Here is a 25957-nt window from a genome sequence, read left to right as displayed (position 1 = left end):
GTTGTTCGGGATCACCGTCCGCGACCACATGATGGTCGCCCACAGCTTCCGCGGCGAGGTCTTCGGGCCGGCGCAGCGGCTGCACGGCGCCACGTTCGTGGTCGACGCGACCTTCCGGCGCGCCGAGCTCGACGCCGACGACCTCGTCGTCGACATCGGGCTGGCCACCGCGGCCCTGCAGGCGGTGCTCGGCGAGCTCACCTACCGCAACCTCGACGACGACCCCGCCTTCGCCGGGCGCAACACCTCCACCGAGTTCCTGGCGAAGGTCGTCGCCGACCGGCTGGCCGGGCGGGTCGCCGCCGGTGAGCTGGGGGAGGGGGCCCGGGGCCTCGAGGGCGTCGCGGTGACGCTGCACGAGTCCCACGTGGCGTGGGCGACCTACGAGCGGTCCCTTCCGTGACCGTGGCCGCGCCGGTGGTGGCGGCCGTGCTGCCCGCCGACGTCGATGACCCGCGGCGGCCCAGCGGCGGCAACGTCTACGACCGCCGGGTCCTCGCCGGCTGGGACGGGGTGCACGAGATCGCGGCGGCCGGGAGCTGGCCGCACCCGTCGACGGCCGACCGGGCTGCGCTGGCGGCGTCGCTGGGGTCGCTCCCCGACGGTGCGGCGGTGCTGCTCGACGGGCTCGTGGCCGGCGGCGTCCCCGAGGTCGTGGTCGCCGAAGCCGCGCGGCTGCGGCTCGTGGTGCTCGTGCACCTGCCGCTGGCCGACGAGACCGGCGCCGATCCCGCGCTCGCCGAGCGGGAACGGACGGTGCTGCGGGCCGCGGCGGCGGTCGTCGCGACGAGCGCGTGGTCGGCCCGGCGGCTCGCGGAGCGGCACGGCCTGACCGACGTCCCGGTGGTCACGCCCGGCGCCGACCCCGCACCGCCGGCGCCGGGGTCGGGCGGGGGCGCCCTGCTGTGCGTGGGCTCGGTGACGCCGACGAAGGGGCACGACCTGCTGGTCGGGGCGTTGGCGGAGGTCGCGTCGCCGTCGTGGACCTGCCGGCTGGTGGGGCCGCTCGACCGGGCACCCGGGCACGTCTCGCTCGTCCGGCGTGCGCTGGACGGGCACGGCCTGGCCGACCGCGTTCGGCTCGAGGGCCCGCTCACCGGTGCTGCGCTCGACGAGGCCTACGCGAGCGCCGACCTGCTCGTCCTCCCCTCCCGCGCCGAGGCCTTCGGCATGGTCGTGCTGGAGGCGCTCGCGCGCGGGATCCCCGTCCTCGCCACGGACGTCGGCGGGGTCCGGGAGGCGCTGGGCACCGCCGCCTCCGGCGAGGTGCCCGGGCTGCTCGTGACGCCCGATGCCCGGGAGATCGCCGTCGGGCTGCGGCGGTGGCTCGACGACGCCGCCCTGCGCGCCCGCCTCCGCCGCCTCGCCCACGAGCGCCGGGAGACGGTCCCGGGCTGGGAGACCCCCTCCGCCGCCCTCGCCGCGATCCTCGCGCAGGTGCGCCCGTGAACGCCCCCACCACTCCGGAGGGGAATGCTGGAGCCCTGATGCCCTCGGACCCTGCTGCGGAGGTGCGTGATGGAGCCATAACACCCTCGAACGGGGGGGCTGAGGAGCGTTGTGGAGCCATGACGCCCTCGGACCCTGCTGCGGAGGTGCGTGATGGAGCCATAACGCCCTCGAACGGGGGCGCTGAGGAGCGTTGTGGAGCCCTGACGCGCTCGGCTGCCGGCGCCGAGATGCGTCCTCGATCCGTGGCGCTTGCGGGAACTGTGGCGCTTGCGGGAACCGTGGCGCTTGCGGGAACCGTGGCGCTTGCTGGATCCGTCGCGCGTGCCGGGGCCGGAGCGACACTGCGCTCGGCGATGCCGAGGCTGGTGCGCTCGTCCCAGCTCCGGACCGTGGCGGCGGTCGCGCTGCTCGCGGTGGTGATCTGGCGGCTCGGAGCGGGTCCGGTGCTCGACGGGCTGCGCGCCCTCGACCTGCCCGCCGTCGTCGCGGCGCTCGGCATCGGCGCCGCGACCACGCTGTGCGGGGCCGCGCGGTGGGCCCTCGTGGCCCGGCGGCTCGGCATGGAGCTCCGGCTCGGTGCGGCGGTGGCGCACTGCTACCGCGCGCTGTTCCTCAACTCGATGCTGCCCGCCGGGATCCTGGGCGACGTGGGTCGGGCGGTCGAACACGGGCGCGCCGTCGGCGACGTCGGCCGCGGCGCCCGCGCCGTGATGCTGGAGAAGGTCGCGGGGCAGGTCGCGCTCGTGATGGTCGGCACGGTCGTGCTGGTCGCGGAGCCCGATGTCCTCGGCGCGCTGTCCCTGCCGAGCCAGGTGTGGGTCCCGGCGCTCGGCCTGCTCGTGGCCGGCGGCGTCGTCGGACTTCGGGTGGCCCGGGTCCGCGGCGTGCTGAGGACCCTGCTCGCCGACGCCCGCCGTGGGCTGCTCGCCCGCGACGCCTGGCCCGGGGTGGCCCTGCTCTCCCTCGCGGCGCTCGCCGGCTACCTGGGGCTCTTCCTGGTGGCCGCCCGCACCGTCGGCGCGACCGCGCCCCTCGAGCAACTGCTCCCGCTGCTGGTCCTGGCCCTGTTCGTGATGGGGCTGCCGGTCAGCGTGGGTGGGTTCGGTCCGCGCGAGGCCGTCGCCGCCGTCGCGTTCGGAGCGGTGGGCCTCGGTGCTGCGCAGGGCCTCTCCGCCGCCGTCGCCTACGGGGTCCTGGCGGTCGTGAGCACTCTGCCGGGCGGGTTGGTCCTCCTCGCCGGCGTCCTCCGCCGCCCCTCCGGCCGCCTCGCCACCGCCTGATCGCCGGCCGCGTGCGGTCGGAGCTCGCCCGGCGGCCCTCACCGCACGCAACCGCTGATCGGCCGGGCATGATCGGCGGGTGCATGCGTCCACGTCTCGGCGCGGATCCCGCGCACGACGAGACCCCGGCCCGCCCGGACCGGGGTCGATGTTCGAGAGATGTTCTGTGTGTCCGAGGACCGAGTTGGACCATAACCCCACCGTCTCGCACGCTGCTGACCTGCGGCTTTAGTGAACCCGCCGCTACCTGACTTCTTCGTCCCGAAGGAATGCTGACCGGAGCCCTGCCTGGTGTTCGTGCCGCTCAGCGCCTTGCCGACGTCCGGCGTCGTCCCACTACAGGGCCGGGTGGGTGTATTCGCGTAGTGGTGGCCCCTCAGCCGGGCTCTCACAGCGCGTGGGCCGGGCCGGTCGAGCTCCCCGACCCTTATCCGGGTCGTGATCCGTGAACAACGGCGAGGATGCGGTCGGCCGGGCCCGCAGCGTGGAGGTCAGGGGTTACGCGGCCGTCGCGCTGCTCGTCGACGCCCAGCGGTCGACCGGGTAGATCGGCTTCGATGTCGAGGCGTTGGCCCAACTCTCATACGAGAGTACGGATCAGCAGCCGCTTCCAGCGCGCCAGCAACGGCTCTGTGGTCGGATCTCGGTCGTGCAGTGCGTAGGTGAGCCCCACGCCGCGCATGCTGGTGAAGACCAGGTCGCGCACCTCGGCGAAATCAGGGTGGCTCGACAGCACCGGTCCGTACATCGCGTCCACGACGGTCTCGATCGTGCCGAGCAGCCTGCTCTCGGCGTGGAAGAGTGCCATGCGGAGTTCCGGTTCGGTACGTGCTGCCGTCCACAACTCCATCGCTGCCCAGAAGTAGGGCTGGCGAAACGTCTCCCACAACAGGTCGGTGGCATGTTCGATGCGCTCGGCACCGCTGGCGCGTCCATGCGGAGAGCGGGCGATCCAGTCATCCATCTCCGTCAGACGCTCTCGTGCCAGATGCTGAGCGGCCGCGATCAACAACTCCTCACGGGAGGGGAAGTGGTGCAGCAAGCGACCGCGTGTTACACCGGCGCGGGCCTGGATCGTGACGGTGGTGGTACAGCGGTAGCCGTCGCTGACCAGGCCCTCGATCGCTGCGTCGAGGATGAGGGAACGGCTGTCGGCGGTGCGTTGTCCTTGGGTACGCGGCAGACGTCGTTCTGGTGCGGCCACGACGAGACGATAGCCGACGGTGTGCGAGAGACGGGTCGGGTGCGGAGCTGAGACCGCACGCCCTGACTTGGGCGAACCCCTAGTCCTGATCACGCTGCGTCGTAGATCCGCATCGCAGAGGGCCGGTTGGCGGACCGACTACGGACCGAGCGGTCCCCCCGCCGCGCGCATCGCGAGCACGACGGCGAGGACGGCGGCGAAAGCGATCAGCGCCATGATGACGAGTTGCGGGTCGAAGGTCAGCTCTCGGAATCGGCCTCCCGACCGTTCGATCTCCGGCATCGGCGGTCCCATCCAGTCCAGCACGTGGAACCTCCGGTCGAACTCCTCGGCGTCGTCGACCCCCGCCAGGAGTTCGCGGGTGGGGCCGTTCGCCACGATCCGCCCGTTCGCCAGGACCGCGAGCCGGCCGTCGAGGGCCTTCGCCAGGTCGATGTCGTGGGTGGTGATGAGCATCGTCGCGCCGCTGCGCCGTTGGCTGGTCAGGATGGCCTCGACGGTGCGCGCGGTGGTGGGGGCGTCCAGGCCGAGGTCGACATCGTCGAGGACGATGAGCGGCCTGTCTCCCACCATCGCGGCGCCCAGGGCGACCCGTCGCCGCATGCGGGCCGAGAGCTGTTCGGGTAGCTGGTCGGCAACCGTGTCGAGGCCCAGTGTCTGCAGCCACCAGACCGTGGTGGCGTAGATCGACTCCTCGTCCACGTTCCGCAGGTGCAGTGGCAGGGCGAGGTTCTCGCGCACCGTCTGCGACCCGAACACGGACGGCTCGAACAGGGTGGCCCCGCCCAGCAGCACCCCCATCTCCGCGCGCAGCGCCTTCAACGACTTCGGGTCGAGATCCCACACCGATCGTCCGCCGACCAGGACCCGCCCGGTGTCGGGGGGGACCAGGCCGACCAGATGACGGACCAGCGTGGTCTTGCCCCCTCCGGAGGGGCCCATCAGTACGGTGATCTGGCCGGCCGGTATCTCCGCCCGCAACCTCTGGTGGACGACCTCGCCACCGAGCGAGGTCGAGATGTTCTCGAACCGGATGTCGGGCGCTGCGCTGTCGGGCACGGGATGACCTCCGATGGCTCGCACAGCCGACCGGCCCGTACGGACGGACGGATGGGCGCATCCTGCCCTACCCCGAATGGCGCAGTCGACCGGTCCACGAACCCGAGTCTCGACTGTTCAGGCCTGTCGTGACGGCATGTAACCTCCGCGCACGGACGGTCACCAGACGGTCCGACGGATTCGGGAGGCACACATGTCCGCCTATCGGTCGATCGTCGTCGGCACGGACGGCTCCACCACCGCCCTGCGCGCGGTGCAGCGTGCGGCGCAGGTCGCGCGGGACGCGCAGGCCCGTCTGGTGATCGTGTCGGCCTACACGCCCGCGAGTCGCGAGGACGTCGACGTTGCCGAGGACGCTCTGGGCGACGAGTCGTTCCTCGTCCGCGGATCCACGCCGGCGGAGGAGAACCTGCGCGTCGCCGCGACCGCGGCGAAGGAGCTGGGTGTCGAGGAGATCTTCACCCAGGCGGTGGACGGTGCCCCCGTCGACGTCCTGCGCAAGGCGGTCCTCGACCATCGCGCAGACCTTCTGGTCGTGGGGAACCGCGGTCTGAACACCCTCACCGGTCGCGTCCTGGGATCGGTCCCGTCGGCCGCGGCCCGCACCGCCGGTGCGGACGTCCTCATCGTGCACACGACGAGCTGACGGTCCGCGGCAGAGCTGTCGACATCGGCCCGCCCGGGCCACCGATGGCCCGCGGCGCCCGTCCACGTCACCGTCCGTCTCGTGCACACTCCGTTGCGTTGTAGTCCCGGTCACAGTGCAGTGAGGAGAACCCGACGATGACTTCCGCGGTGTCCGAGGCGATCGACGGCGTCCGCGACGTCCTCTCCCGAGCGGGGGAGAGCATCGTCATCGGGGGCAAGCCGGCCCCGGCCTCCGACGGCCGCCTCATCGAGACCTGCGACCCGGCCACCGGGGAGGCCATCGCGTCCATCGCCGCGGGAAGCGCGGCCGACGTGGACCGCGCCGTCGCCGCGGCGACCCGGGCCATGGGCCCGTGGGGCGACCTCAGTGCCGCCGGTCGGGCCCGGGTGCTCTTCGACATCGCGTCGCTGATCGAGGCCCACGCCGAGGAGCTGGCAACCCTCGAGACGCTCGACAACGGCAAGCCGCTCACCGAGTCGATGTTCCTCGATGTGGGCATCGCCGCCGAGGTGTGGCGGTACTACGCGGGCTGGTGCACGAAGATCGGTGGGCAGACGCTGCCGGTGTCACCGCCGGTCGGCACCTCGTTCGCCTACACCCGCCGCGAGCCGCTCGGCGTCGTCGGGCTGATCGTGCCGTGGAACTTCCCGCTGCTCATCGCGTCCTGGAAGATGGCTCCCGCGCTGGCGGCCGGCAACACCGTGGTGCTCAAGCCCTCGGAGATGACCTCGCTCAGCGCGCTGAGGCTGGTGGAGCTGGCGAACGAGGCCGGTATTCCCCCCGGCGTGGTCAACCTGGTCACCGGTTACGGGCACGAGGCCGGGCAGGCCCTGATCGAGCACCGGGGCGTCGCGAAGATCTCCTTCACCGGCTCGACCGCGACCGGGCAGAAGATCGTCACAGCGAGTGCGGCGAGCCTCAAGAAGCTCACCCTCGAGCTGGGCGGCAAGTCCGCCAACATCGTGTTCCCGGATGCGGACCTGCAGGGCGCCGCCCAGGGCGCGCTCACCGGGATCTTCCTGAACCAGGGCCAGGTGTGCTGCGCCGGTTCACGGCTGTTCGTGCACCGCAGCGTGCATGACGAGTTGCTCGGTGAGCTCGAGTCCGCGGCGCGGGAGATCCAGCTCGGGCACGGTCTCGCCGACGGCACCGAGATGGGCCCGCTGATCTCACCCGCCCAGCGCGAGCGGGTGGAGGGCTACCTGCGGTCGGGTTCCGAGGAGGGCGCCACCCTCGTGTGCGGTGGACAGCGGCCCGACGGCGACCTCGCGAGCGGCAACTTCCTGACCCCCGCGATCTTCAGCGACGTCCGGGACGACATGCGGATCTCCCGGGAGGAGATCTTCGGCCCGGTCCTGACCGTGCTGCCCTTCGACGACGAGGCCGAGGTGGTCCGCCGGGCCAACGACAGCGAGTACGGCCTCGCCGCGGGCCTGTGGACCTCGGACGTCACCCGGGCCCACCGGGTCGCCCACCGGCTGCAGGCGGGCACGGTGTGGATCAACCAGTACAACATGCTCGACCCGGCAGCCCCGTTCGGCGGCTACAAGGCCTCGGGCTACGGCCGCGACCTCGGCGAGGAGTCGCTGCTCGGCTTCACCCAGACCAAGTCGGTGTGGGTCAGCCTCGACTGAGGCCGACCCATCCCGGCGCCGCACACCGTTCCACCACAGAAGGAGAAGACACATGGGCGTGTTCACCGACGAGTCCGAGGTCTACACCTACCTCGGCGGCATCTTCGAGCTGGCGACCAAGAAGGACGGGCTGTCCGACAAGCTCGCCGGGTCCGGGGTGGTCCTGCGGATCCACTACACCGATCCCGACGCAACCATCACGGTCGACATGCCGAACAAGGAGGTCGAGACCGGCGCCGGCAGCACCAAGGAGCCCAACGTCGAGCTGTTCATGACCGCCGACACCGGCAACAGGTTCTGGCTCGGCAAGGTCAACCTCTCGGTGGCGATGGCACGCGGCACGGTGCGTGCCAAGGGGCCGGTGCCGAAGCTGCTCAAGCTGATCCCCACGGCCAAGGAGCTCTTCCCGGAGTACGAGAAGATGCTCACCGAAGCCGGCCGTGACGATCTCGTCAACGCCTGACCGCCGCGTGCCCGTCGAGATTGGAGTGCCGCCGTGCTGAGCACGATGCAGAACAGCCCGCTCACCGTCGGATCGGTGCTGCGGCACGCGTCCACCGTGCACGGTGCCCGCGAGACGATCACCGCCGTCGCGCCGGGGTCGACCCGGCGGACCAGCTACGCCGAGCTCGGTGAGCGGGCGGCGCGGCTGGCGAACGCGCTGCGCGGGTTCGGTGTCACCGGCGACCAGCGAGTGGCCACGTTCCAGTGGAGCAACCAGGAGCATCTCGACGGGTACGCGGCCATCCCGTCGATGGGCGCGGTGCTGCACACCCTCAACCTGAGGCTGCCCCCGCACCAGCTGTCCTACATCGCCGACCACGCCGAGGACGGCGTGCTGATCGTCGACGACTCGCTGGCACCGCTGCTGGCCCGCGCTCTGCCCGACATGACGACGGTGCACACGGTCCTGGTCACCGGCGGCGGAGACCTCGCGCCGTTGGAGGGCCACGGCAAGCAGGTGCTGCGCTACGACGAGGTCCTCGCGGCGCAGTCCCCGGTGTTCGACTGGCCCGAGGTGGACGAGAACTCGGCTGCCGCGATGTGCTACACCTCGGGCACCACCGGCAACCCGAAGGGGGTCGTGTATAGCCACCGTTCCATGTGGCTGCACTCCCAGGCGGCCTGTACGGCGAACGCGTTGGGCGTCGGTTACGACGACACGATCCTGGCGATCGTCCCGATGTTCCACGCCAACGCCTGGGGCCTGCCCTATGCGGCCATGATGGCGGGTGCCCAACTGCTGCTGCCGGGCCCGTTCCTGCAGGCCGCACCGCTGGTGGCGATGATCGAGTCGGAGCGGCCCACGATGTCGGGTGCGGTGCCGACGATCTGGAACGACATCCTCAACCACGTCCGGGAGAACCCCGGGCACGATCTGAGCTCGCTGAAGTTCGTGGCCTGCGGTGGCTCCGCGGTGCCGCGCTCGCTGATGCAGGCCTTCGACGAGCTCGGGGTCCGGATGGTGCAGGCCTGGGGGATGACCGAGACCTCGCCGCTGGCCTCGGTCGCGCTCCCGCCCGCCACTGCGACCCCCGAGGAGGAGATGCACCTGCGCGGTACGCAGGGTCGTGTCGTCGCCGGGGTGGAGGCGCGCATCGTCGACGACGAGGGCACGCCGCTGCCGCACGACGGCAAGTCGGTGGGGGAGCTCGAGGTCCGCGGGCCCTGGGTCACCGCCTCCTACTACGGGGACGAGGACCCCGAGAAGTTCCATGAGGGCTGGCTGCGCACCGGCGACGTCGGGCTGATCGATCCGGCCCAGTTCATCACCCTGACCGACCGGGCCAAGGACGTGATCAAGTCCGGCGGCGAGTGGATCTCCTCGGTCGAACTGGAGAACGAGCTGATCGGCCACCCGGACGTCCTGTCGGCGGCGGTGATCGCGGTGCCGGACGAGAAGTGGCAGGAACGCCCACTGGCCGCGGTCGTGCGCCGCCCCGGGTCGTCCGTCACGCCCGGCGAGCTGAACGATTATCTCGCCGACAAGGTCGCGAAATGGTGGCTCCCGGAGCGATGGAGTTTCATCGACGAGGTGCCGCTGACCGGAACCGGGAAGTACGACAAGAAGGTGCTCCGTAAGCGTTACAGCGACGGGGAGCTTTCTGTGGAGAACGTATCCGGCTGATCTACAACCGGTTTCCGCCGTCACGATGGATGCCCCGGAGTCGATGAGGACTCCGGGGCAACATCGCATTTCGACGGTTTACTTTTCGCCGCGTCCGAACGGGTCAGCCAACCTCGTCGCGGCGCCGCCCGGCTACGTGTCCGGCGAGCGCTCCGACCACCAGGGCCGCTCCGGCCGCGGAGACGATCTGCGCGAAGTCGAGACCGGCCCCGGCGGGCGGAAACCAGAAGACGAGCGGGAGTACGAGCAGGAAGCTGCCGAGTGCTGCGCAGGCTCCGTGCACAGGGGCGAGTTCCGCATCGCCCACCTGGCTGCCCGCCGCGGCGAAGGCGACCACCGAGACCAGTAGCAGCCAGAACTGGCCCACCACCGGCAGGTAGGCCTGCGCGATTGGGGTCATCAGCCCGCCGAGGAGTAGGACCGTCAGACCCGTCGACGCCGCTCTGACGGCCGCTGCCACGTCCACGGGGACGGGGGCTGGACCTCGCGCCGACGCGCGGCCTGCTGAGTTGCTCATCACAAGAAGTCTACAGTGGGCGATCCCCAGTTCCCGCCGGGCCGGCCACCGGACGGCACCACGGTTCGGAGGAACAGATGGCTCCTCGCCACCCGGCCGACAAGCAGGCGCCACCCGACCCGGCCGTGAGCGTCGACCGTGTCGAGCTCGCCCGGCTGTTCCTGTCGGCGACCGAACCGACCGAGGTCCTCGACGCGGTGGCCCGGGCGGTGTGTGAGCGAACCGCGTTCCGACGGTCGGTGATCATGGCTGTCGACCCGGTCCGGGGGGTTGTGCATGGTCGTGCGGGCTTCGGCGTCGACCCCACGAAGGTCGTCGCCGCCGGCGGACCGGTGGGGGACTACCGGGTGATCTCGAAGCTCAGTGGTTCGGCTGTGCCCCTGGTGGTACCCACCTCCGACGTGGCCGACATGGTGCCCGGCCAGTGTCTGCGGCTCTTCGACGTGCACGGCCCGATCGCCGTCCAGCTGCTGCGCAGTGACCGGCTGGGGCTGCTCGGGGTCGTGTTCTGTGATCACGGTGCGACGTCGGGCTTCCGGCCGAGTGCGGCGGACCTCGCGACGCTCACCGAGCTGTCCGAGGTTGCTGCCCTGGCGTTCCAGCAGGCGCTGCTGCTCCGACGATCGGTCTCGTTGCAGGAGCTGCGCGAGCGGTCCCGGATCGCTGCCGCGCTGCACGACGGGGTCACCCAGCAGTTGTTCGCCGCCACTCTGGAGGTCGAGGAGCTTCGCGCCGGCGGGGCACTGGACGAGCAGGCGACCGTCGGTCTGGAGCGGCTGGCGGACCGTCTCGGTACCGCCCTGCAGCAACTGCGGGTGGCGTTGGTCGAGATCGCCAGCGGGGGAGTGCCCTACGACCGCGGGACGCAGGAAGGCGACCAGGCGGTGGCGTCCAGGATCCGCAGCGTGCTCGCCCGGGTCGGGGCCGGTGGCGGGCCGACCCCGGACCTGGACGTCACCGGCGAAGGGCCCGAGCCCGACGCCGTGTCGGCCGACCTGCTCGTCCGGGCGGTGCGGGAGGGCGCGGCGAACGCCGGGCACCACGGGCACGCCACCCAGATCGCGGTGCACCTGCGCCGGGGCGGATCGTGGTGGACCGTCGAGATCGACGATGACGGGTCGGGCGATGCCGTCGATGTTCGACGGGTTCTGAGCGGGCACGAGAACAACTCGTTCGGCCTGCCGAGCCTGGCGAAGGAATGCGCGCGGGTCGGCGGACGCATCTGGGTGAGTGACGCGCCGCGCCTACACGGCCTGCGACTGGGCGTTGCGGTTCCCTTGACCGCCCGCTGACGGCGGTCGACCGGTCGACCCCCCGATCGGGGGGACTTCTTCCCCCCCAGTTGTCGGCGTATCCCCCCCATTCCTCGCGCGTTACCCAGATAACGCGATCGTAAGCTGCATCACGCGGGCGATTTCATCGCACACGACTGACGGTTGCCACTGTCGACAGTTGCTGCCCCGGCGCCGCTCGATGTGAGCCGACTTCGATCGATCAGGAAGGAACCGACCGTGAGTTCGCCGACGACAGTCTCGATCCCCAAGGACTCGACCAGACGTCTACCCCGGGTGTCCAACCCGCTCAAGGGTCTTGAAGGACCGCTGGTCCAGGCCGGCGAGATGACCCGGCTCATGTTCCAGGTCCTCTGGATGGCGGTGCGCCACCCACTGGGCTACTGGTCCGACGTCCGGGACCAGATGTTCGACATCCTGAAGCTCTGCTGGATCCCGATGGCGGTGTCGACCACCGCCTTCGGGCTGGGTGCGCCGGGCCTGCAGGGCGGCAACCTCTTCGCCCTCTTCGGCATCCCCGAGCGGCTCGGTTCGTTCTTCGTCATGGCGAGTGTCCGGGAGTTCGCTCCCTGGGTGAACGCCATGGTCGTCGCCGGCGTGGTGGGTACGGCGATCACCGCCGACCTCGGCGCCCGGCGCATCCGCGAGGAGATCGACGCCATGGAGGTCCTCGGCGTCGACCCCATCCGGACCCTCGTGCTCCCTCGGGTCGTCGCGCTGTTCATCATGACCGGCCTGCTCGACCTGGTGGCCATCATGTTCGGCCTGCTCGGCGGCTACATCGCGGCGGTGCCCATCCTCGGTGCCAACCCGGCTGCCTTCGCCGACAGTCTCTTCGCGAACCTCTCCGCCACCGACGTGTGGGGCAGCGTGGTCAAGACCGCGTTGTTCGGCCTGATCATCGGGGTCGTCTGCTGCTACAAGGGCCTCAAGGCGAGCGGTGGCCCGATCGGTGTCGGCAGCGCGGTCAACCAGGCGGTCGTCATCGCGTTCGCGGCGATCTGGATCTTCAACATGGTGTTCACGACGATCCTGCTCGGTCTGAACCCCGACATCCAGGTCTACAAGTAGAGGAGCGCGTGACATGACCAGCACGATGGATCGTCCCGGTCCCGCGGGCCCGCCTCCCGGACCTCCGAAGAAGCTCGGACCGAAGATCACCTTCGGTGAGCAGAAGGTCAAGGAGGCCTTCACCACCGGCGGCGAGATCGCCAAGTTCTCCACGCGGATCATCCGGGACCTGCCCGACGTCCGGCACTACGCGTCCGAGGTCTTCCGGCAGTCCGGCGTCCTCATCCTCTCCAGTGGCCTGATCATCTGGCTGATGATGTTCGTCATCGGCTACCAGTGCGGCCTGGAGGCTAACTACACCCTCAAGCAGATCGGCGCACCGCTCTACTCGGGCATCTTCTCCGCCTGGTGCGCCATCCGTGAGATGGGCCCCTACATGTGGGGCTACATCCTGGCGGCGAAGGTCGGATGCGGGCTGGTCGCCGAGCTCGGCTCGATGCGGATCTCCGACGAGATCGACGCCATGGAGGTCATGGGGGTCCGCTCGCGAAGCTACCTCGTGGGCACCCGCATCATCGCCACCTGGATCGCGATGCCGTTCCTCTACGTCGTCGGCCTCGGCATCATGTACATCGCCGAGTACCTGACCGTCGTCATCCAGCTCGGCGGCGTCTCGGCGGGCGGCTACTCCTTCATCTTCTGGCTCTACCAGAACCCACTCGACTTCGTCTACTCGCTCTCGAAAGTCATGGCGATGGGCACGGTCATCATCTTCGTCGGCTGCTACTACGGCTACAACGCCAGCGGTGGCCCGGTCGGCGTGGGACGAAACACCGCGAAGTCGATGATGCTCAACATGGTCCTGATCCACGTCGTCGGCGTTCTCGGCACCCAGCTGTTCTGGGGTCTCGCCGCCAACGCGCCGATCGCCAACTAGTCCACCACGTCGGGGCGACGCCGCCCCATCCCCGGAGGTCTCCGATGTCCCCGAGAGCCGAACCAGTCGGTGCCCATCCTCCAGCAGGCCTTCACGGGCAACGTGGACGGGACGTCGGCAGTGCCGCCGGACCGCCTCCCATGTCGGTGCGCAACCTGCACAAGGCCTTCGGGTCGTTCAAGATCCTCAGGGGGCTCGACCTGGAGTTCCAGGACAACGCGATCACGACGATCCTCGGGCCGTCCGGTACCGGCAAGAGCGTCCTCATCAAGCACCTGGTCGGGCTCCTGGAGCCCGACCAGGGCGAGGTGGTGATCTTCGGCCAGGACATGTGGCGGATCACCGAACGTGAACGTTACGAGCTGCGCAAGCGGTTCGGGGTCCTGTTCCAGGACGGCGCCCTGTTCGGCTCCATGAACGTCTACGACAACACGGCCTTCCCGCTGCGCAAGCACACTGACATGTCCGAGGGCGACATCCGCGAGATCGTGATGTCGAACCTCGTGGAGGTGGGCCTGGAGGCGGCCGTCGGGAAGTTCCCCAGCGAGGTCTCGGGTGGCATGCGCAAGCGCGCCGGGTTCGCCCGCGCACTGGTCATGAACCCCGACATCGTGCTCTTCGACGAGCCGGACTCCGGCCTCGACCCGGTCCGCACCAGCCTGCTCTGCGACCTGATCCTCAAGATCCACGCGGAGCACGGCGGCTGCTACATGATCGTCACCCACGACATCAGATCGGCCAGGAAGGTCAGCGACTACGTCGGCCTGATCTGGCAGGGCAACGTCGTGCACTACGGCGACGCCGCGGGGGCTTTCGGATCCGACGACCCGTTCGTCCGCCAGTTCCTCGCGGGCGAGTCCGCCGGACCCCTGGGGATGGACTGACGTGCAACGCATACTGACCGCGGTGGTGGTTGCAGTACTGGTCCTGGCCACCACCGCAGCCGGCGTCATGTCCTTCAGCGGCCCGTACCGGGTCACCGTCGTGCTCGACAACGCGGCCAACCTCATCGAGGGCACCCTGATCAAGGTCAACGGTTTCGACGCCGGCCAGATCGAGGATCTGGAAGTGGTCGACGGCCGGGCCCAGTTGACGCTCGTCCTCGACCGAGAGTTCGCGCCGCTGCACGACGGCGCCACCGCGAGCGTGGTCTGGAAGGCCCTGCTCGGCGAGCGGCTCGTCAACCTGACCGACGGGCCCGCCGACAACGCGGAGATCCCCTCGGGCGGGATGCTGACTGGGGACCAGCCCTCCCCGGTCGAGCTCGACACCGTGCTCGCCGCGCTCGACCCGCCGACCCGGGAGAAGCTCAACTCGTTGACCCGCAACCTGGACGAGACGCTGGCGGGCAGCGAGGGCGACCTCAACGCCACGCTGAAGACCGCGGGCCCGGCGATCGGCGCACTGGGTGACGTGCTGCGCGGCCTCGGCACCGACGGGGAGGCCGTGCGCCAGCTGGTCACCCGGCTCAACGAGACGATGACGATCCTGGCCCGCCGCGACGGTGACGTGTCGCGCGTGGTCGACCAGCTCGGCGGGGCCGTCGACCAGATCGTCGCGCAGCGTGAGGCACTCGGCGGCACCCTCCGGGAGCTGCCCCCCACACTCCGGCAGGCCCGTACCACGCTCGACAGCGTGCCCGGCACGGTCGAGGAGGTGACCCCACTGCTCGAGGCGCTCGAACCGGCGACCGCGCGGCTGCCGGGCGTCGCCGCCGACCTGCGCCCGCTGCTCAGCGATCTCCGCCCGGCCATCGCCGACCTGCGGCCCACCCTCGACTCCGCGTCGGAGCTGCTGCAGTTCACCCCCGGGCTGCTCGACAGCGGTACCGCGACGGTTCCGGCAATCGAGGAGACCGTCGCCGGGATCACCCCGGCGCTGGCCTTCCTGCGGCCGTACACACCCGAGCTGGCGGGCTTCCTGACCAACTGGAACTCGGCGAACGCCAACTTCGACCGCAACGGTCACTACGCCCGCATCTACGTCACTGCGGGCGCGGAGAACGTCAACGTGAACCCGGGCGTCCTGCCCCCGGGCACGACGAAGAACCTGGCGCCGCTGCCCGGTGAGCTGGTCGACCAGCCCTGGACGGACGCCTTCGGAGAGGGAATGCGATGAAGCTCTCGACGCCCCGCGCGCTCGCGGTGGGACTCGTCGCCGCGATCGGGGCCACCGGCGCGATGAGCGGCCTGGCCGCGGAGAACCCATCGGCGCAGGGCATGGTCGTGGTGGCCGAGTTCGACTCGGCCGGCCCGCTGCTGACGCGCAACGAGGTCAAGGTCGACGGTGTCGTCGTCGGTGAGGTTGGCGACATCGTCGTCGACGGCGACCACGCCGACGTCCTCCTCGACCTCGATCCCTCGGCACTGCCCCTCTACCAGGATGCGACGGCCACCATCCGGCCCATCAGCCTCCTCGGTGAGCGCTACGTGGACATCGAACGCGGCACGCCCGGCACGGCCACGATGGCCACCGGCGGTACGATCCCGCGGGACCGGACCGGTACCAACGTGGACCTCGACGAGATCCTCAACACCGTCGACGAGCCGACCGGCGAGTCGCTGGCGTTCCTGGTCACCACGCTCGGCGACGGGCTGCGCGACAACGGCGGCAACGTCGACGCCGCGCTGAAGGCATTGGCCCCGGCGCTGCGCGACACGGAGGGCCTGACGGCCGTCCTGGAGGACCAGAACGTCCTGCTCGGGTCGCTGGTCGACCGGGTCGAGCCGGTGGCCGGTGCGCTGGCCACCGACGGCGGCGCGTCGCTCGACCGGCTGGTGGCGTCCGCCGATCGGCTGCTGGCGGCGAGCAGCCGCCAGCAGGAGGCACTCGACCAGACCCTGGCCGAGCTGCCCGGTGCGCTGCGCTCCGCGCGGACCACGCTGGGCGAGCTCGCCGGCACCGCCCAGGAGACGACCCCGACGCTGCGCACGCTGCGGCCGGTCACGGAGGACCTCTCGGAGATCTCCGGCGAGCTGCGGACCTTCGCCGACTCGCTCGACCCCGCCCTGGCCCAGGCCGAGCCGGTGCTCCAGGAGGCGCGCAAACTCCTGGAGGAGGCGCAGCCGGTGGCGGCCGACCTGCGCACGGCCTCACCCGACCTGCGCACGGCGTCGGCCGACGCCCGCCCGCTCGTCGAAGACCTCACCGCCAACCTCGACAACGTGCTGAACTTCGTCCGGTACTGGGCGCTGACCACCAACGGCTACGACGGGCTGTCGCACTACTTCCGGGCCCACATCATCGTCAACCAGGACTCGGCGACGAACTTCCTGCCCCAGGCCGTGCCCGTTCCCCCGCTGTTCGGCACTCCGCCGCTGATCGGTGGCGAGCAGCCCGGCAGCGACGTCCCCGGCACACCCACCAGCCCCCCGGTCGGCGGCTCGTTGCTGCAGGCGCCCGGCCCCGACGACGACGGTGCCACCGGACTGACCCCCGAACAGGAGAGCGGCATGCTCGGTTCGCTGCTGGGAGGCGGCTCGTGAGGCTCCTCCAGAAGGCCTTCAACTCCCGCTCCTCGGCCCTGTTCATCGGCATCACGGTCGTGGTCCTGTTCGTCGCCTCCGTCGTGTTCGCCTTCCAGGCGCAGTACGGCATCCCCGGCGCGACCGTGACGATGGTCCGAGCCTCCTTCGACGACGTCGGCGCACTGCGCCGTGGTGACGACGTCCGGATCGCCAGTGCCCGCGTCGGCACCGTCGACGCCATCGAGTACTCCGAGGCACAGGGCGCGGTCGCCGTGCTCAAGCTCGACGGGGACCGCCCGATCTACCGCAACTCCAGCGCGGCGACGGCGTCGGTCGGCGCCCGCTCGGCGTTGGGCCAGAAGTTCGTCGACCTCGACCCCGGCAGCGAGGACGCCGGCCTGCTCGGCGAGGACGAGGTCATCCAGAAGCGGATCACCCGCGGCGCGCAGGAGGTCAGCGACCTGTTCAACGTGTTCGACCAGCCGACCCGCACCGCGCTGGGATCGACGCTGCGTGAGCTCGGCGGCGGGCTCGCCGGCCGGTCCGAGGACCTGGCGGACGCGTTCCGGACCTCCCCGGAACTGCTTCCCGACCTGGGCACGGTGTCCCGGTCCCTGAGCGCCGGTGACGGCGCCGACCTGGTCGGCCTGCTGCAGTCGGCCGACACCCTCGCCGGCCGCTTCGAGGGCCGGGAACAGGAGATCGCCTCCCTCATGACGAGCCTCAGCAACACTCTCGACGCGGTGGCGGTGGACGACACCGGGCCGTTCGAGCAGACCCTCGAGCGGGCCCCGGGCACCCTGCGGGACGTGCGGTCCGCCCTGGACACGCTCAACGGCCCGCTCGCCGACACACGGGTGGCGGTCACCGAGCTGCGCCCGGGCGCGGAGGCCCTCGGGCGGGCCACCCCGGACGTCCGGGGCGTGCTGCGCGAGGGCGTGGGGCCGCTCGACCGGGTGCCGGGCGTCGCCGACGTCGCCGAGCCCGCGGTGGTGGACCTGACCGAGCTGATGGCCGACGCGCGGCCGCTGACCCCCAGGCTCGTGCAGACGCTGCGGGAGGCCGCGCCGCTGCTGGCCGACGCCGCGCCGTTCTCCCCGGAGATCTCGCAGTTCTTCACCAACGCGACGAGCGCGCTCAGCAACGGTGACGCGGCGGGACACTGGCTGCGCTTCTTCCCGATCGTCTCGGCGGAGTCGGCGTCCGGGGTGCTGCCGGTCGAGGATCCGACGGTCGCCCGAAACGGTGACCCGGAGCCCGGCGAGCTCGAGACCGACCGCCAGCCGCTGCCGCTGCTGGGGGGGCGCAACTGATGGCCACCCCTACGTTCCGTCAACGCAAGCCGCTGTCACCGGTCGGCATCGGCATCCTGGTCACGATCGTCCTGCTGCTGCTGGGGGTGGCGCTGTTCAGCAAGGCGCAGATCCTCACCTGGCTCAGCCCCGGGGACACGATCCGGGCGAATTTCAGTCAGGACTACCGGATGCGCGCCTACCAGACGCCGGTCAAGATCGCCGGTGTCCCGGTTGGCGTCGTCACCGGAGTCGAGCGCGCGGACGACGGCTCCGCCCTGGTCGAGATGAAGCTCGACCCGGGTGAGAAGGACAAGCTCGGCTCCGCGCCGAGCGCGGCGATCCGCGCCACGACCCTGCTCGGCGGCAGCTACTACCTGGAACTCGAACCCGGCGGCGACCGGGGCGAGGTGCAGGACGACATCCCGGTCGACCGCGCCTCGGTGCCGGTCGAGCTGGACCGGGTGGCGGCGGCGCTGCAGCCGGACGCTCTCCTCGGGCTGCAGCGCAGCACCGGCCACCTCGACGACACCCTGTCCCGAGGTGGGTCCGAGGCCCTGCAGGATCTGGCGCGGACCGCCCCGGGCACCCTCGGGCCGGCCGGCGGTGTGCTGCAGGCCGCGCGTGGCACCCGGCCGGAGGTCGATCTGACCGAGCTGGTCCAGGGACTGGAGTCCGCGTCGCGCGCGCTGTCGGAGAACAACGGCCAGCTCGACGACGTCGTCACCGGACTCGACTCGCTCTCCGGCGTGCTCGACCGGCGCGGCGGTGACATCGCCGCGTCGCTGCGCAACGCACCCGAGACACTGCGCATCGCCAACACCGGCCTGCACAACCTCGACGGGACCCTCGCCGAGCTGCGGGACACCGCGGGACCGGCGCTGCCGGTCGTCGAGGAGCTCGACGAACTGCTCGACACGGCCGAGCCCGTCCTGGAGGAGGCCCGACCGGTGGTCGCCGACCTGCGCGGTCTGCTCGTCGACGCTCGCCCGCTGGTCGACGACCTCGTCCCGGCCACCCAGGGCCTCACCACCGTGCTGGACAACCTGGAGGGCCCGGTCCTCGACCGGGTGAACGGACCGGTGCTCGACACCATCAACTCCGGGTTCGACGGGACCGGTCCCTACGAGGGCGGTGGCGGTGACAACCCGTTCTACACCGAGCTGGCCTACATGGTCACCAACCTCGACAGCGTCTCGGCTCTCACCGACGAGAACGGTGCGGTCATCGGGTTCAACCCGGGCGTCAACGGCGGCAGCGTCGCGGGGCTGCCCGGGGTCAGCGTCGAGCAGCTGTTCGCCAACCTCGCCCAGTTCCAGGAGATCCAGCGATGAGCGCCACGACCCACAAACAGGGTTGGCTGCCCCGCATGTGGGCCCACGCCCGCAGCGAGCCGGGCCTGTTCCGCAACATCGTGGTCATGGCCGCGCTGATCGTGCTCGGCCTCGGGGTGGGTGGCTACATCCTGAGTCAGCAACGGTTCAACCCGCCGTGGGAGAACGTGCTGATCTTCGAGGCCACCTTCGACGCCACACCGGCGATCAGCCCCGGCAACGGGCAGGAGGTGCGGATCGCCGGCGTGGCGGTCGGCGACATCCGCGAGGCGCGGGTCTCCGACGAGGGCGACGCGGTGCTCACCCTCGCGGTGGCGGCCGAGTACCCGGTCTACGACAACGCCCGGGTCGTGTTGCGGCCCAAGAGCCCGCTCAACGAGATGTACGTCGAGGTCAGCCCGGGAGGCCCGCCCGGCATCCCGCTGGAGGACGGTGCGGTACTGCCCGTGGGGCAGTCCTCGGAGCCCATCCAGATCGACGAGGTGACGGGTTACCTGGACGAGAACGCCCGCTACGCCCTGACCAGCCTGCTGTCGGAGTCCGACACGGCGCTGGCCAACGCGCCCGCGACGCTGCCCGATGGGCTGCGGGGCGCGGACGCGGTGCTCACCGACCTGCAGCCGGTCGTGGCCGAGCTGGACGTGCGGCGGGACAAGATCGCCCGACTGGTGACTGCGCTGAGCCGGATCTCCTCCGCGCTGGGCCGCGACGACGAGCGGATCTCGCGGCTGGCTGCCAGCCTGCAGACGACCTTGACCACCGTGGCCGGGCAGAGCCAGCCGTTGGACGACGCGCTCGCCCAGCTGCCGGACCTCGACGCCCAGCTGCGTGCGGCCACGCAGGGCGTCACGGAGCTGGCCGGTGAGCTCGACCCCGCGCTGGTCAACCTCCGGGAGGCCACTGACGTGCTGCCGGGGGCGCTCTCCCGCACGAACGACTCCGTCCAGCGGCTGGACACGACCCTGGACACGCTCACCCCGGTGATCGCCGCGGCGCGCCCGGTGGTCGGTGACCTGCGGCCCGTGGTCGGCGACCTGAACGCCAGCCTCGACGACCTGGTGCCGATCTCCGAGCGGCTCGAACCGGTCACCGCGGGCCTCGTCCCGTACCTGACCGACCTGCAGGCATTCGTCTACAACACGAACTCCGTGACCAGCCTGCGCGACGCCAACCGGGGGATCCTGCGCGGCCTGCTGCAGGTGACACCGACCTCGCTCCCGCTTCCGCTCCAGGGTCTCGCGACCCCGACCCCTCGATAGGTGCCGGACATGCGCATACCACTGTTCCTGGTGCCGATCCTGCGGACCCTCGTGGTCCTGGCGTTCGTCGGCCTGTCGGCAGCCATCTTCGGATTCCTCTGGCTCAACTCCGGTGGCACCATCCCGCTCATCTCGCAGGCCGGCTACCGCGTGACGCTGGCGATGGACGACGTGGACAACCTGGTGCCGCAGTCCGATGTGCGGCAGGCCGGTGTCGTGGTCGGCCGGGTGCAGGACGTGCAGGTGGAGGGAGGCTCCGCGGTCGTCACCCTGGATCTAGACAAGGACGCCGGGCCGCTGCACGAGGGCGTCACGGTGACGATCCGCAACAAGACACTGGTGGAGGAGACCTACGCCGACATCGACGACGGCTCCGGCGCGGAGATCGCCACCGAAGCGATCCTGCCGCGCAGCGCCGCCCGGTCGAGCGTCCAGCTCGACGACGTGCTGACCAGCCTCGACCAGCCCACCCGGGACGCTCTGGGCAGCACCATCCGGTCCGCGGCGCTGGTCACCGACGGGTCCCGCGAGGACATCGCCGACGCCGTGGCCGGGCTCGGTGCGCTGGGTCGCGAGGGCGGCAGCGCCCTCGACGCGCTGGCCGCCCAGTCGGAGGACCTCGTGGAGGTCACCGGCAACACGACCGCCCTGTTGCGGGCGCTCGACACCGGCCAGGGCCGGATCACCGACCTGGTCCGCGACGCGGACCGGATCACCCAGGTGGTCACCGACAACCGGACCGATCTGGAGGCCGTGCTGCGTGAGCTGCCGGGCGTGCTGGACACCGCGCGGGACGCCAGCGGAAGCCTGAAGACGCTCGCCGGCTCGCTCGCCCCGGTGGCGGCGAACCTGGAGGCCGCCGCGCCCGACCTGTCCGCCGCGCTGCGCGAACTGCCCGAGACGTCGGCGGACCTCAGGGGCCTCCTGCCGTCGCTCGACACCACTCTCGAACGCGCGCCGGACACCCTGACGCGGGTGGGCGGCTTCACCGACGTGACCCGGGACCTCGTCCCGACGTTGCAGGTCAACCTGTCGGACCTGAACCCAGCGCTGGCCTACCTGCGCCCCTACGGCAAGGACACCGCGCTGTGGTTCGCAGGCCTGTCCCAGACCCTCGGAGTCTCGGCTGACGGGAACGGGACGGCGCTGCGCGCCTTCGTCGTCGTCAACGAGAAATCGGTGAACCAGCCGCTAAACACCCAGTTCGGCCCGCTGGAGAAGTACAACCCGTACCCCGAGGCGGGCGACAACTCCGACCCACGCCGGTCCTTCGACGGCGAGTACCCGCGGGTCGAGCGGGATCCAGTCCCCGAGAACTGAGGGGAAGGAGCCCACTGGCGGTGACCCGGCCCCCGGGTCACCGCCATCACGTGATGAGGATGATGGTGCGATGACGGTGACGAGGCCGGCAGGGTGACGGGCCCACGCGAGCAGGAATTCGGGGACGGCCCGCCCCGCCGTCTCGGGTCGCCGCGTTCGCCCGCCCGGTGGGTGGCACGGCTCGGATGGCGCCGATGGGTGGCCGGGCTCCTGGTGGCCGGCCTGGTCGGTGCGGTGCTGATGGGCCTGCTGAAACTCCGGGTCGACACCGGCGTGAACTCCGTCGTCGTGCCCGACGACCCCGCCGCCATCGCGCTCGCCGAGGTCGGGTCGTCGTTCGGTGGTGACCCCGTCGTGGTGCTGCTGGAGTCTGTGCAGCCTCGGCAGCTGCTGTCCGCCGACACATTGCCCGCCCTGCTGAAGCTGGAGGGGCAGCTCGCCCGCACCCCGGACGTGGCCGCGGTCTACGGCCCGGCCACGGTGCTGAACCAGGTGGCCGGGCGGGCGCAGGAGCTCCTCGCCGAACTGTCGGGTTACCGCGACGGGGTGCGTGCCGCCGCGGCCGAGCGGGTCATCGCCGAGGGCGGGTCCGAGGCTGCGGCCCAGGATGCCGCGGCGGCCGCCGTGGCCGAGTTCGACCAGCGCTACGGGGCGTTCATCGTGCAGGGGTTGCCGGGCGGGCTGCCCACGCTGCGCAACGACGAGTTCGTCAGCTCGGTGATCTTCGGAGGCGGCGGCGAGCCGCGCCCGCAGTGGAGATTCGTGGTGCCGGAGGCCTCGGCGGTCGCGGTGCTCGTCAGGCCCCGTCAGGATCTGGATCAGGCCGGCGTGGAACGACTGGTCGCCGACGTCCGGGGCGCGGTCGCGGTGGCGGGACTGGACGCCGAGCGGGTCACGGTGTCCGGGGTGCCGGCCGTCGCGGCCGCACTGGGCGACCGGGTCCGCACGGAGGTCCCGTTGCTCGGGGGCATCGCCCTGCTGGCGGTCGGGGCCTGGTTCCTCGCCGTGCGCTGGGCGGACCGGCGGCACCGGGTGCTGCCGCTGGCGGCCACCGCGGTGGGCACGGTGATCACCCTGGGGGTCTTCGGCTGGGTCGACCGCCCGCTGTCGTTGGGGGTCATCGCCTTCCTCCCGGTACTGATCGGTGTCGGCAGCGACTTCACCACCTACCTCGCCACCGGTGCGTCGCGGAGGCTGGTGCTGGTCGTCGGCGCAGCGACCGCCGCGAGCTTCGGCGCCCTGACGGTCAGCCCGATCCCGACCGTGCGTGACCTCGGGGTCACCCTGGCTGTGGGCATCGCCGTCGCCGTGCTGACCGGGGTGGCGGTGACCTGGCGGCGGGGCGCCCCCGTCGCGGCGGGACCGGAGCCGGAGCCGGCGCGCACGCCGGCGCCGCGGGGCTCGACGCGGACGCGGATCGCCGCAGCAGCCGCGGCCGTGGTGCTCGCCGGGGCGGGCTGGTTCGCGCTGGTCGATCTGCCCTTGCGCGCGGACCTGCAGGGGTTCGCCGGAGGTCTGTCCGTGGTCGACGACGCCGAGTACGTCGAGGACGTGCTGGGGTCGAGCGGGGAGTTCACGATCCTGCTCTCCGGCGGCGGCGCGGCGACGCCGGAGGCGCTGGAGTGGATGCGTGCCGCGGAGCAGGCGGTGATCACCGCCGAGGGGGACCGGCTGCGGCCGATCATCTCGCCACCCGGCCTGCTGGGCTTCCTCGGCGAGACGCCGACCGACGGCCAGCTCGCCTCCGCGCTGCGGCTGCTGCCCCGTTACCTGACCGGTAGCGTGATCAACTCCGATCGCTCGCTCGCGGTCATCACCTTCGGAACCCGGCTCGACGATGCGGAGCAGTTGCTGGACCTGCGGGAGTCCGTGCGCTCGGTGCTCCCGCCGCCTCCCGCGGGCATGCAGGTCGAGCTGACCGGCCTGCCGATGGTGGCCGTGGGGTCCTACGAGACGATCTCCGCGGACCGGTACCTGGCGAACGTGCTGGGCATCGTCGTCGCCGGACTGGTCCTCGCGGTCGGTCTACGAAAGCGCTCCGACGCCGTTCTCGCCGTGGTCGCAGCCGCGCTGGCCACCGGATGGGGCCTGGCGGCGATCTGGGTCGCCGGGATCGGGCTGACCCCGGTCACGATCGCGATCGGGTCGCTTACCGCGGCCGTCGGCTGCGAGTTCACGGTGCTGGCCGCGGAGGCGGCGCGCCGCAACGACCGATCGCTGCACCGTGCGGTGCTGCTCGCGGCCGCCGCGTCGGCCACCGGTTACGCCGTCCTGATGTTCTCCAGGTTGTCGGTGGTGGCCCAGTTCGGGTTGCTCCTCGCGGTGTCGGTGGGTGTCGCGATGGGTGCGGCGGTGTTCGCCGTATGGCTGGCTCGCATCTCGGGGCCGGCCGAGCCGTTAGACACCATGGACCGTGACCGCCGTCTCGTGGGAGTGCAGTGATGAGCCAGCAGGGCACGGAAGGTGTCGACATCGACGACGCCACCGGAGTTCAGACAGCGGACGTGGACGCCGCACCGGAGTCACCGGTGGCCGCGGCGAACGGCTCATCGGGTTCTCCCGACGTGGCCGGCGAGGGCGGGTCCGCACCGGAGGGCGGGGCCGGTGCCGAACCGGTGCCGGGTGATTCCGCGGACGGTGGTGATCCCGTCCCCGACGCCGGCGATCCCGCTTCCGACGGCGCCGAGCAGCCGGCCGGCACGGAGAGTGCCGACGCCGGCGAGGCGGAGGGTCCCGAGTCGGCGGAGGACGCCGAGTCCGCGGAGTCCGCGGGGACCGGGCCGAATCGGCGCGGGCTCCGGCTGCCCACCACATGGGCCGGTCGCGCGGCCGCCGCAGCCGTGGTCGTGGTGGTGGCGGCCGCCGCTGCGGGTGCGGTGTGGTGGCAGGCTTCCGCGTTGCCCGCCGATGCCGCCTACCGGCTCGACGGCCGCACCGTCACGGTCGAACAACTCGACCAGCGCGTCGTCGCGCTCCAAGCGCTCTACGGGGTGCAGGCCCCCGAGGACCCTGCGGCCGCGGACGGTTTCCGGCGCGACGTGGCCAAGTCGGTCGTGCTCAGCGACATACTCGACCGTGAGGCCCTGGAGCGTGGGGTGGTCGTCGCCGACAAACAGGTCACCGACACCCGCGATCGCTACATCGAGGAGCAGTTCGGCCCCGGCGGCCGCGACGCGTTCGTGCGGGCGTTGGGCAACGTCGGTACGTCGGAGGAGTCGGTGCTCGACGAGATCCGGCGGCAGATGACGGTCGGGCTGCTGATGCAGGACGTCGTCGGCACCGTCACGGTGACCGACGAGGAGTTGCGCGCCGCCTACGCCGATCGACAGGACACTCTCGGCACCCCCGAACGACGAACGCTGCGCAACATCGTCGTGGAGTCCGAGGAGCAGGCCCGGGCCGCCTTCGACGAGATCCGGGGTGGCGTCGCCTTCGAGCAGGTTGCCGCCGACCGCAGCCGGGACGAGAGCACCCGTGGCACCGGGGGGCTGTTGGGCGACCTCGCGCGCGACGAGCTGGAGGCTCCCGTGGGCGACGCCGCGTTCGCCGTGGCGCCCGGAGAGCTGTACGGGCCGGTGCAGGGACAGTTCGGATGGAACGTCGGGCGGGTGGATGCGGTGATCCCCTTCGTCCCCGCATCCTTCGACCAGGTCGCCGACGGGCTGCGGCAGGCCCTGCAGGTCGAGCGCAGCCTGGCGATCTGGCAGGACTGGATCGCCCAGCAGGTGCGGGACGCCGACGTGGTCTACGCCGAACACTTCCGCCCGGCCGATCCGGACGCTGCGCCGTCGTTCGGGTCGCCGGCGCCCGCCGAGGGCACGCAGGCGCCACGGTGAGCGTCGTGATCGTCAACCTGGTGGGGTCGGTGGTGCTGGGAACCGCCGTGCTCCTCGTCGGGGTGTGGGGACGCCGCAACGCCGCGAGCCTGCTGCCGGCGACCTTGCCCACCGAGCACCGCCGGCGCAAGGTGGTCGTGTATCGCCGTGGGGCGCTGGCGTGCCAGATCGCCGGGGTACTCCTGATCTCCGTCGGTGTCGTCTCCACCCTCTTGTGAGCGAACCGTGCACGACGCGCGTGCGAACATCCCTCCGAGCCGTTCGGCGGCCGTTGGGTCGGCCCGAG

Annotated in this window: 23 protein-coding genes; 20 read left to right on the top strand and 3 right to left on the bottom strand. The window is 71.3% G+C overall.

Translation table 11 applies throughout. The features are described from left to right. Nucleotide 1 precedes the first annotated feature (1 nt). From ACL02T_RS07820 to ACL02T_RS07810, 3 genes are all read left to right on the top strand, one after another. Nucleotides 2-403 carry a 6-pyruvoyl trahydropterin synthase family protein gene (locus ACL02T_RS07820; RefSeq protein WP_412829932.1) on the top strand — a complete coding sequence of 134 codons (402 nt, stop codon included), beginning with the start codon at nt 2-4 and terminating at the stop codon, nt 401-403. Further along, the gene (locus ACL02T_RS07815; protein WP_412829931.1) at nt 400-1449 is read left to right on the top strand and encodes a glycosyltransferase; all 1050 of its coding nucleotides are present in this window, start codon (nt 400-402) and stop codon (nt 1447-1449) included. Before ACL02T_RS07820 ends, ACL02T_RS07815 begins: the two co-directional genes overlap by 4 nt. Nucleotides 1450-1805: 356 nt before the next feature. After that, nucleotides 1806-2732, top strand: a complete 927-nt coding sequence (locus ACL02T_RS07810) for a lysylphosphatidylglycerol synthase transmembrane domain-containing protein (protein WP_412829930.1) — start codon at nt 1806-1808, stop codon at nt 2730-2732. 580 nt (nt 2733-3312) lie between these two features. Here the strand turns inward: ACL02T_RS07810 and ACL02T_RS07805 are convergent. Both ACL02T_RS07805 and ACL02T_RS07800 read right to left on the bottom strand, forming a co-directional pair. Further along, nucleotides 3313-3936, bottom strand: a complete 624-nt coding sequence (locus tag ACL02T_RS07805) for a TetR/AcrR family transcriptional regulator (RefSeq protein ID WP_218601620.1) — start codon at nt 3934-3936, stop codon at nt 3313-3315. 138 nt (nt 3937-4074) lie between these two features. Further along, nucleotides 4075-4995, bottom strand: coding sequence for an ABC transporter ATP-binding protein (locus tag ACL02T_RS07800; RefSeq protein ID WP_218601621.1), 921 nt, complete (start codon nt 4993-4995; stop codon nt 4075-4077). 193 nt (nt 4996-5188) lie between these two features. Here ACL02T_RS07800 and ACL02T_RS07795 point away from each other — a divergent pair, with 193 nt between their 5' ends. From ACL02T_RS07795 to ACL02T_RS07780, 4 genes are all read left to right on the top strand, one after another. Next, nucleotides 5189-5641 carry a universal stress protein gene (locus ACL02T_RS07795; RefSeq protein WP_218601622.1) on the top strand — a complete coding sequence of 151 codons (453 nt, stop codon included), beginning with the start codon at nt 5189-5191 and terminating at the stop codon, nt 5639-5641. A 137-nt stretch (nt 5642-5778) separates the two neighbouring features. Further along, nucleotides 5779-7278 carry an aldehyde dehydrogenase family protein gene (locus ACL02T_RS07790; RefSeq protein ID WP_218601623.1) on the top strand — a complete coding sequence of 500 codons (1500 nt, stop codon included), beginning with the start codon at nt 5779-5781 and terminating at the stop codon, nt 7276-7278. A 52-nt stretch (nt 7279-7330) separates the two neighbouring features. Next, nucleotides 7331-7741 (top strand): SCP2 sterol-binding domain-containing protein, encoded by a 411-nt coding sequence (locus tag ACL02T_RS07785; protein ID WP_218601624.1) that lies wholly within the window; start codon nt 7331-7333, stop codon nt 7739-7741. A 33-nt stretch (nt 7742-7774) separates the two neighbouring features. Then, nucleotides 7775-9406, top strand: coding sequence for a long-chain fatty acid--CoA ligase (locus ACL02T_RS07780; RefSeq protein ID WP_218601625.1), 1632 nt, complete (start codon nt 7775-7777; stop codon nt 9404-9406). A 103-nt stretch (nt 9407-9509) separates the two neighbouring features. Here the strand turns inward: ACL02T_RS07780 and ACL02T_RS07775 are convergent, their stop codons facing one another. Continuing rightward, nucleotides 9510-9806, bottom strand: a complete 297-nt coding sequence (locus ACL02T_RS07775; RefSeq protein WP_344252467.1) for a hypothetical protein — start codon at nt 9804-9806, stop codon at nt 9510-9512. A gap of 194 nt (nt 9807-10000) precedes the next feature. Between ACL02T_RS07775 and ACL02T_RS07770 the strand changes: the two genes are divergently transcribed. The 13 genes from ACL02T_RS07770 (at nt 10001) to ACL02T_RS07710 (ending at nt 25889) form a co-directional block, all read left to right on the top strand. Continuing rightward, complete coding sequence (locus tag ACL02T_RS07770; protein ID WP_218601627.1) at nt 10001-11215, top strand: sensor histidine kinase; 1215 nt, start codon at nt 10001-10003, stop codon at nt 11213-11215. 219 nt (nt 11216-11434) lie between these two features. Then, nucleotides 11435-12286, top strand: coding sequence for an MlaE family ABC transporter permease (locus tag ACL02T_RS07765; protein ID WP_412829929.1), 852 nt, complete (start codon nt 11435-11437; stop codon nt 12284-12286). Nucleotides 12287-12299: 13 nt separating this feature from the next. Continuing rightward, nucleotides 12300-13163: an ABC transporter permease gene (locus ACL02T_RS07760; RefSeq protein ID WP_218601628.1), complete on the top strand. Its 864-nt coding sequence runs from the start codon at nt 12300-12302 to the stop codon at nt 13161-13163. 44 nt (nt 13164-13207) lie between these two features. Then, nucleotides 13208-14047 (top strand): ABC transporter ATP-binding protein, encoded by an 840-nt coding sequence (locus tag ACL02T_RS07755; RefSeq protein ID WP_218601629.1) that lies wholly within the window; start codon nt 13208-13210, stop codon nt 14045-14047. Nucleotide 14048: 1 nt separating this feature from the next. After that, nucleotides 14049-15281: an MlaD family protein gene (locus ACL02T_RS07750; protein WP_226363626.1), complete on the top strand. Its 1233-nt coding sequence runs from the start codon at nt 14049-14051 to the stop codon at nt 15279-15281. Next, the gene (locus ACL02T_RS07745) at nt 15278-16648 is read left to right on the top strand and encodes an MlaD family protein (protein WP_218601630.1); all 1371 of its coding nucleotides are present in this window, start codon (nt 15278-15280) and stop codon (nt 16646-16648) included. The genes ACL02T_RS07750 and ACL02T_RS07745 overlap by 4 nt, the downstream gene beginning before the upstream one ends. Then, nucleotides 16645-17943, top strand: a complete 1299-nt coding sequence (locus ACL02T_RS07740; RefSeq protein WP_218601631.1) for an MlaD family protein — start codon at nt 16645-16647, stop codon at nt 17941-17943. Before ACL02T_RS07745 ends, ACL02T_RS07740 begins: the two co-directional genes overlap by 4 nt. Then, a complete protein-coding gene (locus ACL02T_RS07735; RefSeq protein ID WP_218601632.1) occupies nt 17943-19256 on the top strand; it encodes an MlaD family protein in 1314 nt (437 codons plus the stop codon). The genes ACL02T_RS07740 and ACL02T_RS07735 overlap by 1 nt, the downstream gene beginning before the upstream one ends. Continuing rightward, nucleotides 19253-20515, top strand: coding sequence for an MlaD family protein (locus tag ACL02T_RS07730; RefSeq protein WP_218601633.1), 1263 nt, complete (start codon nt 19253-19255; stop codon nt 20513-20515). The genes ACL02T_RS07735 and ACL02T_RS07730 overlap by 4 nt, the downstream gene beginning before the upstream one ends. 9 nt (nt 20516-20524) lie before the next feature. Further along, the gene (locus tag ACL02T_RS07725) at nt 20525-21835 is read left to right on the top strand and encodes an MlaD family protein (protein ID WP_218601634.1); all 1311 of its coding nucleotides are present in this window, start codon (nt 20525-20527) and stop codon (nt 21833-21835) included. A 198-nt stretch (nt 21836-22033) separates the two neighbouring features. Beyond that, entirely contained in the window at nt 22034-24277 is a 2244-nt protein-coding gene (locus ACL02T_RS07720) for an MMPL family transporter (protein WP_226363627.1), read from the top strand. After that, nucleotides 24277-25671: a peptidyl-prolyl cis-trans isomerase gene (locus ACL02T_RS07715; protein WP_218601635.1), complete on the top strand. Its 1395-nt coding sequence runs from the start codon at nt 24277-24279 to the stop codon at nt 25669-25671. The genes ACL02T_RS07720 and ACL02T_RS07715 overlap by 1 nt, the downstream gene beginning before the upstream one ends. After that, on the top strand, nt 25668-25889 hold the full coding sequence (locus ACL02T_RS07710; RefSeq protein WP_218601636.1) for a hypothetical protein: 222 nt from the start codon (nt 25668-25670) through the stop codon (nt 25887-25889). Before ACL02T_RS07715 ends, ACL02T_RS07710 begins: the two co-directional genes overlap by 4 nt. Nucleotides 25890-25957 lie beyond the last annotated feature (68 nt).

The sequence above is a fragment of the Pseudonocardia oceanicola genome, from assembly GCF_047200735.1.
GTDB lineage: Bacteria > Actinomycetota > Actinomycetes > Mycobacteriales > Pseudonocardiaceae > Pseudonocardia.
This window is presented reverse-complemented; position numbering and strand designations above follow the sequence as displayed.

Coding starts and splice junctions, on each gene's coding strand:
- ACL02T_RS07810 (WP_412829930.1), top strand. CDS start 1,806: ATGCCGAGGCTGGTGCGCTCGTCCCAGCTCCGGACCGTGGCGGCGGTC.
- ACL02T_RS07795 (WP_218601622.1), top strand. CDS start 5,189: ATGTCCGCCTATCGGTCGATCGTCGTCGGCACGGACGGCTCCACCACC.
- ACL02T_RS07790 (WP_218601623.1), top strand. CDS start 5,779: ATGACTTCCGCGGTGTCCGAGGCGATCGACGGCGTCCGCGACGTCCTC.
- ACL02T_RS07785 (WP_218601624.1), top strand. CDS start 7,331: ATGGGCGTGTTCACCGACGAGTCCGAGGTCTACACCTACCTCGGCGGC.
- ACL02T_RS07775 (WP_344252467.1), bottom strand. CDS start 9,806: ATGACCCCAATCGCGCAGGCCTACCTGCCGGTGGTGGGCCAGTTCTGG.
- ACL02T_RS07770 (WP_218601627.1), top strand. CDS start 10,001: ATGGCTCCTCGCCACCCGGCCGACAAGCAGGCGCCACCCGACCCGGCC.
- ACL02T_RS07760 (WP_218601628.1), top strand. CDS start 12,300: ATGACCAGCACGATGGATCGTCCCGGTCCCGCGGGCCCGCCTCCCGGA.
- ACL02T_RS07755 (WP_218601629.1), top strand. CDS start 13,208: ATGTCCCCGAGAGCCGAACCAGTCGGTGCCCATCCTCCAGCAGGCCTT.
- ACL02T_RS07745 (WP_218601630.1), top strand. CDS start 15,278: ATGAAGCTCTCGACGCCCCGCGCGCTCGCGGTGGGACTCGTCGCCGCG.
- ACL02T_RS07735 (WP_218601632.1), top strand. CDS start 17,943: ATGGCCACCCCTACGTTCCGTCAACGCAAGCCGCTGTCACCGGTCGGC.
- ACL02T_RS07730 (WP_218601633.1), top strand. CDS start 19,253: ATGAGCGCCACGACCCACAAACAGGGTTGGCTGCCCCGCATGTGGGCC.
- ACL02T_RS07725 (WP_218601634.1), top strand. CDS start 20,525: ATGCGCATACCACTGTTCCTGGTGCCGATCCTGCGGACCCTCGTGGTC.
- ACL02T_RS07715 (WP_218601635.1), top strand. CDS start 24,277: ATGAGCCAGCAGGGCACGGAAGGTGTCGACATCGACGACGCCACCGGA.